The 13,673-nt window shown below is 66.4% G+C and carries 11 protein-coding genes; 8 read left to right on the top strand and 3 right to left on the bottom strand.

Translation table 11 applies throughout. From position 1 onward, the window contains the following. Window positions 1–360: 360 nt before the first annotated feature. The 3 genes from QFZ70_RS11415 to QFZ70_RS11405 are packed head-to-tail and all read left to right on the top strand — an operon-like array spanning window position 361 to window position 4,422. On the top strand, window positions 361–2,172 hold the full coding sequence (locus QFZ70_RS11415) for a proline--tRNA ligase (protein WP_307095666.1): 1,812 nt from the start codon (window positions 361–363) through the stop codon (window positions 2,170–2,172). Window positions 2,173–2,181: 9 nt separating this feature from the next. Then, a complete protein-coding gene (locus QFZ70_RS11410; protein ID WP_307095665.1) occupies window positions 2,182–3,021 on the top strand; it encodes a TSUP family transporter in 840 nt (279 codons plus the stop codon). Window positions 3,022–3,030: 9 nt separating this feature from the next. Then, the gene (locus tag QFZ70_RS11405) at window positions 3,031–4,422 is read left to right on the top strand and encodes a pyridoxal-dependent decarboxylase (RefSeq protein ID WP_307095664.1); all 1,392 of its coding nucleotides are present in this window, start codon (window positions 3,031–3,033) and stop codon (window positions 4,420–4,422) included. A gap of 21 nt (window positions 4,423–4,443) precedes the next feature. Here the strand turns inward: QFZ70_RS11405 and QFZ70_RS11400 are convergent, their stop codons facing one another. The 3 genes from QFZ70_RS11400 to QFZ70_RS11390 form a co-directional block, all read right to left on the bottom strand. Next, the gene (locus QFZ70_RS11400; RefSeq protein WP_307095663.1) at window positions 4,444–5,505 is read right to left on the bottom strand and encodes an aminoglycoside phosphotransferase family protein; all 1,062 of its coding nucleotides are present in this window, start codon (window positions 5,503–5,505) and stop codon (window positions 4,444–4,446) included. Between the two features lie 49 nt (window positions 5,506–5,554). Beyond that, window positions 5,555–6,283: a VIT1/CCC1 transporter family protein gene (locus QFZ70_RS11395; protein ID WP_307095661.1), complete on the bottom strand. Its 729-nt coding sequence runs from the start codon at window positions 6,281–6,283 to the stop codon at window positions 5,555–5,557. 121 nt (window positions 6,284–6,404) lie between these two features. Continuing rightward, window positions 6,405–7,598, bottom strand: a complete 1,194-nt coding sequence (locus QFZ70_RS11390) for a ferritin-like domain-containing protein (RefSeq protein ID WP_307095660.1) — start codon at window positions 7,596–7,598, stop codon at window positions 6,405–6,407. 105 nt (window positions 7,599–7,703) lie between these two features. On the opposite strand from QFZ70_RS11390, the gene rimP reads away from it, so the two are divergent. The 5 genes from rimP to rbfA all read left to right on the top strand — a co-directional run bounded on the left by rimP (window position 7,704) and on the right by rbfA (window position 13,643). Next, entirely contained in the window at window positions 7,704–8,312 is a 609-nt protein-coding gene (rimP, locus tag QFZ70_RS11385; RefSeq protein WP_307095659.1) for a ribosome maturation factor RimP, read from the top strand. Beyond that, window positions 8,312–9,292, top strand: a complete 981-nt coding sequence (gene nusA / locus QFZ70_RS11380; protein ID WP_307095658.1) for a transcription termination factor NusA — start codon at window positions 8,312–8,314, stop codon at window positions 9,290–9,292. The genes rimP and nusA overlap by 1 nt, the downstream gene beginning before the upstream one ends. A 183-nt stretch (window positions 9,293–9,475) precedes the next feature. After that, window positions 9,476–9,817, top strand: coding sequence for a YlxR family protein (locus QFZ70_RS11375; protein ID WP_307097864.1), 342 nt, complete (start codon window positions 9,476–9,478; stop codon window positions 9,815–9,817). Window positions 9,818–9,969: 152 nt separating this feature from the next. Beyond that, window positions 9,970–12,888, top strand: coding sequence for a translation initiation factor IF-2 (gene infB, locus QFZ70_RS11370; protein ID WP_307095656.1), 2,919 nt, complete (start codon window positions 9,970–9,972; stop codon window positions 12,886–12,888). Between the two features lie 242 nt (window positions 12,889–13,130). Further along, on the top strand, window positions 13,131–13,643 hold the full coding sequence (rbfA, locus tag QFZ70_RS11365) for a 30S ribosome-binding factor RbfA (RefSeq protein ID WP_307095654.1): 513 nt from the start codon (window positions 13,131–13,133) through the stop codon (window positions 13,641–13,643). The last annotated feature ends 30 nt before the right edge of the window (window positions 13,644–13,673 follow it).

Below are 13,673 nucleotides of genomic sequence, written 5' to 3'. Positions count from 1 at the left end.
CTGCCGCCGGGTGCTCAGGCCCGGCAGGCCCTAAATTTGATCAGCCGGTGAACTAAAACCAGGCCCGGACATGTCGCTGATCTACGTCCTGATAGAAAGAATAGTTGTCAATTGTGGCCGTCATCACTTAGGTTCGATCTAGCTGCGCTGCAGTGGCGTGGGCGGTCTCACCACTCCTCACCAGTACTTAGGCGATAACGGCGTTGAGCCACGCCCGGATGCAATGACCAGCCCTTTTGGGGGGCCAGGGGCTTTGTATTCCCGGGCGTGGCTCTACTGCGCTTGCCGGTAGATTAGTACGCAGACGAATTGCCCGGCCTGCTGTTGCTCCAGCACCTCCCCAGAAACGGATACCCACCCGTGGTTACAAGACTGTCCCAGCTCTTCCTTCGCACCCTGCGTGAAGACCCCGTCGACGCCGAGGTGGCCAGCCACCGCCTGCTGGTCCGTGCCGGCTACATCCGCCGCGCAGCCCCCGGAATCTACACCTGGCTGCCGCTGGGGCTGAGCGTCCTGCGCAAGGTCGAAGCCATCATCCGGCAGGAAATGGCGAACATCGGTGCCCAGGAGGTCCACTTCCCGGCGCTCCTGCCGCGCGAGCCTTACGAGGCTACCAACCGCTGGACCGAATACGGCGAGGGCTTGTTCCGCCTCCAGGACCGCAAGGGCGCTGACTACCTGCTCGCCCCCACCCACGAGGAAATGTTCACGCTGCTGGTCAAGGACCTCTACTCCTCGTACAAGGACCTGCCGCTCAGCCTTTACCAGATCCAGAACAAGTACCGCGATGAGGCCCGCCCCCGCGCCGGGCTCCTGCGCGGACGCGAGTTCATCATGAAGGATTCCTACTCGTTCGACGTTGACGACGCCGGCCTGGACGCCAGCTACGCCGCGCACCGCGGCGCCTACCTGCGGATCTTTGAACGCCTCGGCCTGGAAGTCATCCCGGTGACCGCAACCGCCGGCGCCATGGGCGGCTCCAAGAGCGAAGAATTCCTGCACCCCACGGAGATCGGCGAGGACACCTTCGTCCGTTCAGCGGGCGGCTACGCCGCAAACGTGGAGGCCGTCACCACGGTGGCGCCGGCAGAGATCGACTTTTCCGCTGCTCCCGCCGCGGAGGTCCTCGACACCCCTGATACGCCCACCATCGAAACGCTGGTGTCAGCCGCCAACCAGCTCGCCCCCCGCTCGGAGGCCGACGGCGGCGCCTGGACTGCCGCGGACACGCTCAAGAACGTGGTGGTGGCCGTTACCCTGCCCACCGGCGAGCGCCAGCTTGTGGTCATCGGCCTCCCGGGCGACCGCGGCGTGGACCTGAAGCGCGTCGAAGCGAACATCGGGTCCTTCCTGCCGATCGCCGGCGAGATCGGCCTCGAAGCAGCAAACGACGACGACCTCAAGAAGCAGCCTCTGATCGTCAAGGGCTACCTCGGGCCCGGGCTTGCGCTGGACCAACCGCTGCTGGGCAGCGAAAGCGAATCGAAGCTCCTCTACCTGGTGGACCCCCGCGTTGTCAGCGGCACCGCCTGGATCACCGGCGCGAACGAAGCCGGCAAGCACGTCTTCGGCCTGGTGGCAGGCAGGGACTTCACCTGGGACGGTGTCATCGAGTGCACCGACGTCCACGAAGGTGACCCGGCTCCTGACGGCTCCGGCCCCCTGGAAATTGCCCGCGGCATCGAGATGGGCCACATCTTCCAGCTCGGCCGGAAGTATGCCGAAGCCCTGGAGCTGAAGGTCCTGGACCAGAACGGCAAGCAGGTCACAGTGACCATGGGCTCCTACGGCGTGGGTGTCACCCGGGCTGTTGCGGCGCTGGCCGAATCCAACAATGACAGCAAGGGCCTGGTGTGGCCGCGTGCCGTAGCGCCCGCAGACGTCCATGTCGTGGCTGTGGGCAAGGGCGAGGACATCTTCGCCACGGCAGAGCAGTTGGCAGCAAGCCTGGAAGCAGCGGGCCTTGATGTTCTGCTCGATGACCGGCCCAAGGTCTCGCCGGGCGTCAAGTTCGGCGACGCCGAGCTGCTGGGCGTGCCCACTATCCTTGCCGTGGGCCGCGGCCTGGTGGACGGCGTAGTGGAGATTAAGGACCGCCGCAGCGGCGAAGCCGAGAACGTTGCCGTAGACAAGGCAGTTGACTACGTAGTCAACGCTGTCCGCGCCGGCTGACCCGCAGAAGTGCTCCCGGGGCTTGAGTCCATCCAGCTCACCACGCTGGTATTGATTGTGCTGGCGGGTTTCGCCGCGGGCTGGGTGGACGCCGTGGTGGGCGGGGGCGGGTTGATCCAGCTCCCCGCCCTGTTGCTGGTCCCGGGCATCTCGCCTGTCCAAGCACTGGCGACAAACAAAATGGGGTCCATCTTCGGAACCGCAACCAGCGCTGTCACGTACTACCGACGGGTGGGGCCGGACCTGAGGACGGCTCTGCCGATGGCTGTCATTGCCCTGGCGGGCAGCTTCGGCGGCGCAGTACTGGCCGCCACGCTGCCGTCCAGCGTGTTCAAGCCCATTATCGTGGCCGCGCTGGTGGCAGTAGCGCTGTTTACCGCCCTTAAGCCGGACGCGGGCCACATCACCGCCCTGCGGCACAACGGCCACAAGCACTATGTGGTGGCGTGCCTGATCGGCGCCGTCATCGGCTTCTACGACGGCCTCATTGGTCCGGGGACCGGTTCCTTCCTGGTGATTGCCCTGGTTTCCGCGATGGGTTATGCGTTCCTCGAAGCCAGTGCCAAAGCCAAGATCGTGAACATGGCAACCAATGCCGGCGCCCTGATGTTCTTCCTGCCGCACGGATCCATCCTGTGGGGGCTGGGCCTGCTGCTGGGTATTGCCAACATGGCCGGCGGGTACCTCGGTGCCAGGACGGCGGTAGCGCAGGGGAGCCGGTTCGTCCGGGTCGTCTTCCTTGTGGTGGTGGCCGCCCTGATCCTCAAACTCGGTTACGACGTCTGGCAGGAAAACTTCGCCCAAACAGGGGTAGAAGAGGACCTCGTGGGCACCGAACGCGGGGCGTAGCATGCAGCTATGCCACACGGTGAAGACGAGTACGCCCGTGCTTTAGCTGCCGCTGCCGGCCATGCCGGGAACTGGCTGCGCAGTATGCCTGAAAGGCCTGTTGGCCCGCGCCTGCCCGCCCCTGACCTCACGGGCGCTTTCGGGGGGCCCTTGCCCGCCTCCGGCATGGCGGCCGAGGACGTCGTTGACCTCCTGGCCCGGACAGCCGAGCCGGGGCTCATGGCCATGCCATCCGGCCGCTTCTTCGGCTGGGTGATCGGCGGAACGCTGCCGGCTGCCCTTGCCTCTGACTGGCTGGTGAGCGCCTGGGACCAGAACGCCGGCCTCCGCTACGCCACCCCCGCCATGGCGGCCATCGAGGAAAGCGCAGGGGCCTGGCTGCTGGAGCTGCTGGCTCTTCCTGCCGCGTCCGACGTCGGGTTCGTCACCGGAGCCACCATGGCCAACTTCACGGGGCTGGCAGCAGGACGGTGGCGGCTTCTCGCCGATGCAGGGTGGGACCTGGACCGGGACGGGCTGAGCGGGGCACCTCGAATTCGCTGCTTCGTGGGCCGGGAACGGCACGACACCGTAGACCTTGCCCTCCGGTATCTGGGGCTGGGAAGACCGGTGGTGGTTGATGCTGACGATCAGGGGCGGTTGATTCCCGCAGCCCTCGAGGCGGCGCTGGCTGGCGGTTCCGGGCCGGCTCTGGTCTGCCTGCAGGCAGGAAACCTGCACTCCGGGGCTTTTGACCCTTTCGCCCAAGCCATCCGCATCGCCCGGAAGCATGGCGCGTGGGTCCACATCGACGGTGCTTTCGGACTCTGGGCGGCGGCGGTGCCCGAACTTCGGGACCTGACAGGCGGCTACGAGGACGCTGACTCGTGGGGGACCGACGCCCACAAGACGCTGAACGTGCCGTACGACTGCGGCATTGCCATTGTCCGCGACGCGGCGGCTCTCAGATCCGCCATGGGCCTGCACACCAGCTACCTCATACAGGACGGCGAGGGCTTGGGTGACCCCTTCGAAAAGGTGCCGGAGTTGTCCCGCCGTGCCCGGGGTGTGCCTGTATGGGCGGCACTGAAAAGCCTGGGCAGCGACGGCGTTGCAGCCCAGGTGCGCGGGCTTGTGGCCGCGGCGTCGGAGATTGCGGCCGGGCTGGCAGGAATCGACGGCGTGGAGGTCCTGAACGACGTCGGCTACACACAGGTCTGCGTGGCGTTCGGCGACGACGCCACGACCCGTGCCGTGACAGCACGCATCATCGCGGACGGCAGGGTATGGATGTCCGGCTCCCGCTGGCAGGACCGGGACATCCTGCGTATTTCCGTCAGTAACTGGCAAACGGGGGAGGACGAAGTGCGCACCGCCGTGGCGGCCGTCGGGTCCGCCCTCGCGGCCGTGCGGGACATCTGACGTCACGGGAAACCTTCAGCGTCAGCGCGCCCTGGGCGCCGCTCCCGGTTCCGGCAGGCGATGTGCGGACGGCAGCCCGTCCAAGGTCTGGCCGGCCAAAGTGCTGGCCACCCATAGGGAACGCTCAAGGTCGCCTCGATGGTCCGGCTTTCCCGCGTAAGCCAAAGCGTTCTCCACTTCCCGGGCGATGCCCCATTGCCGTGCAACGTCCGGGTCCAGCCCGGCAGCGGAACTGAAATCAGAACAGCGTTGCCGCAGCCCTGCTCCGGTGTCCTTGACGGGCAAGTCGGACAAGCGGTTCCACAGCAGCGGCGCCACGGCGAACTCCGGCTCCCCGATCATGGGCTGGGGATCGATGGCGGCGAAGCCTGCCGCCGTCGGAAGTACCGGCGAGGATGGAAGACCTGCCGGTGCGGACGCAGACGGCCTGGCCAGGACATTGAGGAAATGCAGGTCCGTGTGGACCAGGACATCGCGGGCCGAACGCCTGCCCACCGCCCCGCGGGTTTGGCACACCTCGAGGGCTGCCTCGAGCAGCCAGCGCGGGAAGGGACGCCCCAGCTGTTCCCATTCCACGGGCAGGTCGTCACTCCACTGCTCTGCCCGCGCGGCGATGTGTTCGAACTCCTGCCACTGCGGCCGGTCATCGGGCGTGAGGCTCAGCTGCCGCAGCACGCCTGCCCACACCTCCACAGCGTCCTTCATGGGGACAGCGGCGAGGGAGCGTTCGCCGTCGAGCCGTTCCAGGAGCATGGCGCAGGTACCCGCATCGGAGGTCAACAGCGCCACCGCCCCCCGTCCCTGCCATAAGGCGAGGGCATGCCGCTCAACCCGGGCTTCGTCATGCGGGAAAGCGATTTTGAGGGCCGCCGGAGTGCCGTCCACCTGCTGCACCGGGATGACCACCCCGCCATGGCCGTTCCAGGGCAGGGAGCCGCGGGGCAGGTCCGGCGTCAGCTGCCAGTTGTCCAGCCGGCCCTGGATGAGGCCCGGCAGGGATGCAAGCCAGGCCCGCCCTGCGCTGCTGCGGCTGTACCGCGCAGTGAGGTCGGGTGGGATTGGTACTGCCGCCTGTTCGCTCATCAGTTCCAGCGTAGGGGCAGGGGAGCGGCCGGCGTGGCAGGATGCTTCTTCAGACCACGCCCGTGGCCCCCAGCAGGTTGCCAAGGATGAACGTGGCGGCGAGCGCCAGGGCTCCGCCTGCTACGACACGGACTGCTGCCCGGGCTTTGGAGCCGCCGCCGATCCAAGCCCCCAGCGCACCCGTCAGTGCCAGGGCAAGGAGGACTGCGGCGAAGGTGACGGGGACCCGGATCTCCGGCGGCGGGAGCAGGATTGCCAGCATGGGGAGGATTGCGCCGGTGATGAAAGCGACGGCGGAGGCAAAGGCCGCATGCCAAGGGCTGACGATGTCCGTCTCGTCGATGTTGAGCTCGGCGGACAGGTGCGCGGCCAGTGCGTCATGCGCCGTGAGTTCCTCAGCTACTTTGCCGGCTGTTTCCGGGCTGAGGCCCTTGGCCAGGTAGAGGGCAGTCAGCTCTGCAAGTTCCTCTTCCGGTTCCTCCGCCAGTTCACGGCGTTCCTTCTCTATCAGGGCCCGCTGGCTGTCGCTTTGGCTGCTGACGGAGACATATTCGCCCAGCGCCATGGACACGGCCCCGCCCACCAGGCCCGCAGCTCCTGCCGTCAGTATCGGCCCGGTTGCGGCGGTGGCTCCCGCGACGCCCACAACGATGGCGGCCACCGAGACGATGCCGTCGTTGGCACCAAGGACGCCCGCCCGCAGCCAGTTCAGCCGCTGCGCCATGTCGTTGCCGTGCGGTTCGTTGTTATGGAAGGAGGGTGCGGTGGCGGCGTCCATCCCTACAGCAAACCACCCGGCTCGGCGGACCCGCCAGCACCAGCAACTCCAGGCCGCCCGGGGCCGCTCCCTGAGCAGCCGGACGGGGCCAGGCCTAGCAGCCGATCGGGGCCAGGCTGCCCTATCCGGGCAGTGGGGGAAGCTGCGCTTCGTCCAGGACAAGACCCGGAAGCGGGTCTGGACCGGCGCCCCAGTGCTGCGCTCGGCGGGCCCCTCCCTGCAGTGCTGACAGGGCCCAAGCCCGCGTGCTGCCGTCGGTAATTGCCACAATGTCCCCATAAGCCGGCAAGGTGTCGGCCTCCAGCCGGGCAAGTCCTGCCGCCGGAGCATCCAGGAACTCCTGGTCCAGGACGTAGCCGGGCGGCTGCGGGGCTGGAGTCCCGCAGTGCAGCCGGCTGATCGTTGCGGCCTGATCGGCGAGGTCCTGATGCTGTTTCAGGTGGTCCGACGCCGCGCGTACCGCTTCCGGGGGAAGGCGGGTGAGGGCGGCCTGGTACCCGTACACCGTCTCCAGTTCCGCCTCAGCCGCGGCTACAAGAGCGGCCCCCACGCTGACACCGTTGTCATCCACCGTGCCCTCGGCGGCATTGGCGTCGACGTTGGCGTCCGCCTGCCCGGGGGGAGCGGACGGGCAGGCAGACGCCGCTGCGGGCTCCGTCGAGCCCGGCGTAGCTGCCGTGCCTTCCGGCGCTGTCCCGTCCTGCGCCATGCCTTGCTGCCCCTGGTCGCCCCGGGATGGTGAAGCTTTCGCCCCAAGCTGTTCGGCTGCCAGAAGCTGCGCGATGCCGCTGCCGGCCAGCAGCCGCGAGATGCCGCCGTCGGCCGTTTCCGCGTCCTTCAGGCGTTGCTGCCCGCTGGCGGCGAGGGCGGCGGCGAACCCGGCCACAGTCACTTGGGCAGGAGGAGCCGACGACGGGGGAGCAACCGTGGGGGGAGCCCCGGCCGGAAGGGACGCCGTCGCCGTAGCCGTAGCTGACGCCCTAGCTTCAGCGGAAGCCGGACTGTCAGGAAGCAGCAGCGCCCGGGCCTGGAAGGTCAGCAATGTCACAACCTGATCCATTGGGGCTGCCGCAGTCCCGCCGGTGGAAACGTTCCCTCCGGCAGCGCCAAGTTCCAGCCCGGCAGAACGGAGCCGCAGCGCCTCTTCCAAGGCGGCTGCGCGCGCCTGTTCGGAGAACGGCGGTTCCGCAGGTGCAGGCGGTTCAGGCGGGATCAGCGCGAAACCCAGGCTCAGGACGAGGAGGGCTGTGAGCGAAAAAACGGCGTACCGGAAATAGCGCATCCGCGGGCGGTTTTCCTGGTCGTCGTCTTTCACAACAGACCATGGTGTCACGCCGAGGGGGGACTTCGTGCACCAATGAACCGCTAAAATAGCTACGCTAGTACACACAACATCATCTAACGGGAGGCGGCCGGCATCGTGAGCAATGCAGAAGCCACAGCTTCATCAGACCAGACCGCTACGGGTAAGGCTGAGGCCGCACACAATCCGGAAGCTGCACGGCTCAGGGCACTCCTTGAACCCTCGGTCCAGGCCAACCGCCTGTACCTTGAGGACGTCGCCATCGTCCCCGGTTCCCACCGGGTGGTCCACGTGGTGGTGGACCTTCCCCAGGAGGAAACCGGCGGGGTCAGCCTTGACGTCATTGCTGACATCTCCAAGGTGCTGTCCGATGTGCTGGACAACGATCCTGCCGACGACGGCCGCCCCTACGACCTTGAGGTGTCCTCGCCCGGTGTCGGCCGGCCGCTGACGGAGCCGCGGCACTGGCACCGCGCCAAGGGCCGGATGGTGAAAGTCAACGTCGTCCAGGGCGACAACGTTATGGGCCGCGTTCAGTCGGTGGATGACGGCGGTGTGATGATTGTGCCCGAAATCGCCGTTAAAAAGGGGATGAAGCCCAAGCAGGGCGATCCCATCAAGCTTCCTTTCGACAGGATCCGCAACGGAAAAGTCGAGATCGAATTCAGCCACCTCAACGGGAATGGTCTGGAAACTGAACACAATGGACCTTCTGAGGAGGCCTGATGGATATTGACATGAGCGCACTGAGACTTCTGGAGCGTGAGCGTGAAATCCCGCTGGACCTCCTGATCCCCACCATCGAGCAGGCGCTCCTGGTGGCTTACCACAAGTCGCCCGGCGCCTTCGAAAAGGCCCGCGCGGAGCTGGACCGCAAGAGCGGCCACGTCACCATTTGGGCCGTGGAAATTGACGACGACGGCGCCCCCATCGGCGAGTTCGAGGATACCCCGGAAGGTTTTGGCCGCATCGCTGCCAGCACGGCCCGGCAGATCATCCTGCAGCGGCTGCGCGACGTCGAGGACGACAACGTCCTGGGCGAGTTCAAGGGCCGCGAAGGTGAACTCGTGGCCGGCACCATCCAGCAGGGACACAACCCGCACATGGTCCAGGTCAACCTGGGCGCCGTTGAAGCCCTCCTGCCGCCGCCCGAACAGGTCCCAGGGGAAAAGTACATCCACGGCAACCGCCTGCGTGCCCTGGTCATCGACGTCCACCGCGGCTCGAAGGGCCCGTCCGTGACGCTGTCCCGGTCGCACCCGGGACTGGTCCGGAAACTCTTCGAACTGGAAGTACCGGAAATCGCCGACCGCTCCGTCGAGATCGTCGCACTGGCCAGGGAAGCCGGCCACCGCACCAAGATCGCCGTCAAGGCCAACGCCGCCGGTATCAACGCCAAGGGTGCCTGCATCGGCGAAATGGGCTCGCGCGTGCGCGCCGTGATGACCGAACTGAATGACGAAAAGATCGACATCGTCGACTTCAGCGAGAATCCGGCTACGTTCATTGCCAGTGCATTGTCCCCGTCGCGGGTGAATTCGGTCACCATTACCGATGAGGCCACCCGTTCCGCCCGCGTGGTGGTTCCCGATTACCAGCTTTCCCTGGCCATCGGCAAGGAGGGCCAGAACGCCCGCCTGGCGGCCAAGCTCACCGGCTGGCGCATCGACATCGTTTCCGACGCCGCAACCGCGCGCGAAAACTAGCCCCGCCCGGCAGGGCGGGCCACGCCGGAACCGCACTGGGGTTTCGGGCAGAACGGCCCGGAGGGGCTAGAATAGAAAAGGCCGCGCCTAACGGCCGGCAGTTGTGCGCCCTGCGAGTGCCCCTTCCGCTTGAACAAGCGGAGGTAAGGAATTCCAGGGCCAGCAGATATGAACGTCAGGAAGATGACCGTGGCAGTGCTTTCCAACGGGAATCAACCGGAACGTACCTGCATCGGCTGCCGGAAGAAGGGCAAGCGGAATGAATTACTCCGGCTCGTCGCCGAAGGCAGCGGATCAACCGCTGTCCTGGTGGATGAACGACGCCGGATGGCTGGCCGGGGTGCATGGCTGCACCCCAGCGAATCGTGCCTGGCTCTGGCGATTAAACGGCGGGCTTTCGGACGTGCCCTTTCGGGCGCAACCGGAACGGCCGCCGTCGAACACTGGATCAAGTCGGGAGCGAACGTTGCAGCCACGGCAACTGCAACACCAACCGTCCAACCTGAAAGCGGGTCAGAAATCTGATGGAAACCCGATGAGTTCCCAGCGATGAGTGCGCAACGATGACAACTTTGTTGCGCTCTGCAATGGGCCCTTCTGCAGTAATCGCGGCTTGGGCCCGCAGTAAGAAGTAGACGGTTCGTGCCTGGCTCGGTGCGGACCGAGACAGGAGAAATGTGGCCAAGGTCCGCGTACACGAGCTCGCCAAAGAGCTCGGTATAACTTCCAAAGATGCAGTGACAAAACTGCAGGAACTGGGCGAATTCGTTCGCTCCGCCTCTTCCACCATTGAGGCCCCCGTTGTGCGCAAACTGCGCAACGCCTTCCCCGACGCTGCTGCCAAGGCATCAGCACCGGCGGCCGCGCCCAAGGCAGCAGCCCCGGCGGCAGAGGCACGTCCTTCAACCCCCGCTCCCGGTCCGGCGGCGCCCAAGGCTCCGGCCCCCAAGGCGCAGGCACCTGCCCCCGCAGCTCCGGCTGCATCGGCACCCGCCGCGCCGGCAGCACCCGTGGCACCGGCAGCCCCTGCTGCCAGCGCGCCTGCAGCTCCGGCAGCCCCCGCTGCACCGTCCACCGGCGCAAAGCCCGGTGCACGCCCGGCCCCCAAGGCCGAGACTCCGGCAGCACCTCCCCGCTCCGGCGGGCAGGGCGGTTCAGCTCCCCGTCCCGGCGGTCCCCGTCCGGGCAACAACCCCTTCGCCACCTCGCAGGGCATGCCCCGCGGCCGTGGCGGTGACGGTGACCGCGCTCCCCGTCCCGGCAACAACCCGTTTGCCACCTCCCAGGGCATGCCCCGCCCGGGCGGAAGCCGTACCGACGGCGACCGTCCCGGTGGTCCGCGTCCCGCAGCAGGTGCCGGCGGCCCCCGTCCCGGTGGTCCGCGTCCCGCAGCAGGCGCCGGTGGGCCCCGTCCCGCCGCAGGTGCCGGCGGACCCCGTCCGGGTGCACCCCGTCCCGGTGGTGCCGGTGGAAACCGTCCTACTCCGGGCATGATGCCCAACCGCACTGAACGCCCGGCTCCGGCCGGTGCCGGACGTCCGGGTGCCGGTGGCCGTGGCCCGGGACGCCCGGGCGGCGCTCCCGGAACCGGTGGTCCCGGTGGCGGCGGCGGTGCTCCCGCCGGTGGTGGCTTTGGCAAGGGCGGCCGCGGACGCGGTGGCACCCAGGGTGCCTTCGGCAAGGGTGGCGCCGGACGTGGCAAGCAGCGCAAGTCGAAGCGTGCAAAGCGCCAGGAACTTGAGCAGATGAGTGCCCCGTCGCTGGGTGGCGTGAGCGTACCCCGCGGCGACGGCAACACTGTGATCCGCCTCCGCCGCGGCTCGTCCATCACGGACTTCGCCGACAAGATCGAGGCGAACCCCGCCGCACTGGTAACCGTGCTGTTCCACCTCGGTGAAATGGCAACGGCCACGCAGTCGCTGGACGAGGAAACCTTTGCGCTGCTGGGCGAGGAGCTTGGCTACAAGCTTCAGGTTGTGTCGCCGGAGGACGAGGAGCGCGAGCTGCTCTCCACCTTCGACATCGACTTCGAAGCCGAACTCGAAGCCGAAGGCGACGAAGACCTCGAGGCACGTCCTCCGGTTGTCACCGTTATGGGCCACGTGGACCACGGTAAAACCCGCCTCCTTGATGCCATCCGCAAGTCCGACGTTATGGCGGGCGAGCACGGCGGCATCACGCAGCACATCGGTGCCTACCAGGTCACACACAACCACGAAGGCGACGACCGGAAGATCACCTTCATCGATACCCCGGGCCACGAGGCGTTCACCGCCATGCGTGCCCGTGGTGCGAAGGTCACCGACATCGCCATCCTGGTGGTCGCAGCGGACGACGGCGTGATGCCCCAGACCGTTGAAGCCCTCAACCACGCCCAGGCGGCCAACGTGCCCATCGTGGTGGCCGTGAACAAGATCGACAAGGAAGGCGCCAACCCGGACAAGGTCCGCGGCCAGCTGACCGAGTACGGCCTGGTTCCCGAGGAATACGGTGGCGACACCATGTTCGTGGAGGTCTCTGCCCGCCAGAACCTCAACATCGACGAGCTGCTCGAGGCAGTCCTGCTCACCGCAGACGCTGCCCTGGACATGCGCGCCAACCCGAACAAGGACGCCCGCGGTATCGCCATCGAAGCCAACCTGGACAAGGGCCGCGGTTCCGTGGCCACCGTCCTGGTGCAGTCCGGCTCGCTGCGCGTCGGCGACACCATCGTTGCAGGCACCGCCCACGGCCGCGTCCGTGCGATGTTCGACGACGACGGCAGCGCCCTGACCGAGGCCGGCCCGTCCCGCCCCGTCCAGGTGCTGGGTCTGTCCAACGTGCCGCGTGCAGGCGACACCTTCTTCGTGACCGCTGACGAGCGCACCGCCCGCCAGATCGCCGAGAAGCGTGAAGCAGCCGACCGCAATGCCGCCCTGGCCAAGCGCCGCAAGCGCATCAGCCTGGAAGACTTCGACCAGGCCGTCGCCGAAGGCAAGATCGACACCCTCAACCTCATCCTCAAGGGTGACGTATCCGGTGCCGTGGAAGCCCTCGAAGACGCGCTGCTCAAGATCGACGTCGGCGAAGGCGTGCAGCTTCGCGTCATCCACCGCGGTGTTGGTGCCATCACGCAGAACGACGTCAACCTGGCGACGGTCGACAGCGCCGTCATCATCGGCTTCAACGTCAAGCCTGCCGAGCGTGTTGCCGAACTGGCAGACCGCGAAGGCGTGGACATGCGCTTCTACTCCGTCATCTACGCAGCAATTGATGACATCGAGATGGCGCTCAAGGGCATGCTCAAGCCGGAATACGAAGAATTCCAGTTGGGCACCGCCGAGGTCCGCGAAGTCTTCCGTTCCTCCAAGTTCGGAAACATCGCCGGCTCGATCGTCCGCTCCGGCATCATCCGGCGCAACACCAAGGCCCGCATCAGCCGCGACGGCAAGATCATCGGTGACAACCTCACCGTTGAGACGCTCAAGCGCTTCAAGGACGACGCCACCGAGGTCCGCACGGACTTCGAGTGTGGTATCGGTCTTGGCTCTTACAACGACATCACCGAAGGCGACATCATCGAGACCTTCGAGATGCGTGAGAAGCCGCGCGTCTAAGTTGCTCGTTTAGGCAGGGTGCCGTTGGAATTTTTCCGGCGGCCCCGCCCCTACGCTGGGCGGCAATGGATCTGCGATCCTTTGCCGCCCAGCTTCGGCAGGCCCGATGCCACTCCCAGGCCGCCGGAAAAATCCCAACGTGAGTCCGTTACGTGACGCACCTTGGGTGCGTGGCATCCATTGAACGTGGGTACGTCTGTTGCACCACGTCGTCGTACCCCCAAATTTTTTTAGGAGTGGAAATGGCTGATCCGGCACGTGCTGCCAAATTGGCGCAGCGGATTAAGGTTGTTGTTGCTGAGGCCCTTGGCCGGAAGGTTAAGGATCCTCGGCTGGAGGGCATCACCGTTACCGATGCCCGGGTGACGAATGATTTGCAGCATGCCACCCTCTACTACACCGTTTTTGGTGACCAGGCCGTTCAGGCTGATGCTGCCAAGGGCCTGGAGAAAGCCAAGGGTGTACTTCGCCAGGAGGTGGGGCGCAATCTCAGCATTCGCCTTACTCCCACCCTTGAGTTCGTCTCAGATGAGGTTCCCGTTATTGCATCCAACCTGGAGGAACTCCTCCGGGAAGCCAAAAAGCGTGACGCCGAAGTGGCAGCCCTGGCTGCCAGCGCAAGCCACGCGGGGGATGCCGATCCCTATAAGAGCGATGCGTCGGCCGATGTGGACATCGACGAAGACGACTTTGATGAAGAGGACTTTGACGTCACGGACGGCGAGGAACTCGACGAGGACGGCAACAAGCAGTAGCCATCATGGCAGCAGAAACCCCGGGCCGCA

Origin of the sequence: Arthrobacter sp. V1I9 (assembly GCF_030817075.1) — a bacterium.
Taxonomy (GTDB): Bacteria; Actinomycetota; Actinomycetes; order Actinomycetales; family Micrococcaceae; genus Arthrobacter.
This window is presented reverse-complemented; position numbering and strand designations above follow the sequence as displayed.

Bases quoted from the DNA above. Each gene is read 5' to 3' on its own strand.
- rbfA (WP_307095654.1), top strand. From the start codon at position 13,131: ATGGCTGATCCGGCACGTGCTGCCAAATTGGCGCAGCGGATTAAGGTT.
- QFZ70_RS11395 (WP_307095661.1), bottom strand. From the start codon at position 6,283: ATGGACGCCGCCACCGCACCCTCCTTCCATAACAACGAACCGCACGGC.
- QFZ70_RS11375 (WP_307097864.1), top strand. From the start codon at position 9,476: ATGACCGTGGCAGTGCTTTCCAACGGGAATCAACCGGAACGTACCTGC.
- QFZ70_RS11405 (WP_307095664.1), top strand. From the start codon at position 3,031: ATGCCACACGGTGAAGACGAGTACGCCCGTGCTTTAGCTGCCGCTGCC.
- QFZ70_RS11400 (WP_307095663.1), bottom strand. From the start codon at position 5,505: ATGAGCGAACAGGCGGCAGTACCAATCCCACCCGACCTCACTGCGCGG.
- nusA (WP_307095658.1), top strand. From the start codon at position 8,312: ATGGATATTGACATGAGCGCACTGAGACTTCTGGAGCGTGAGCGTGAA.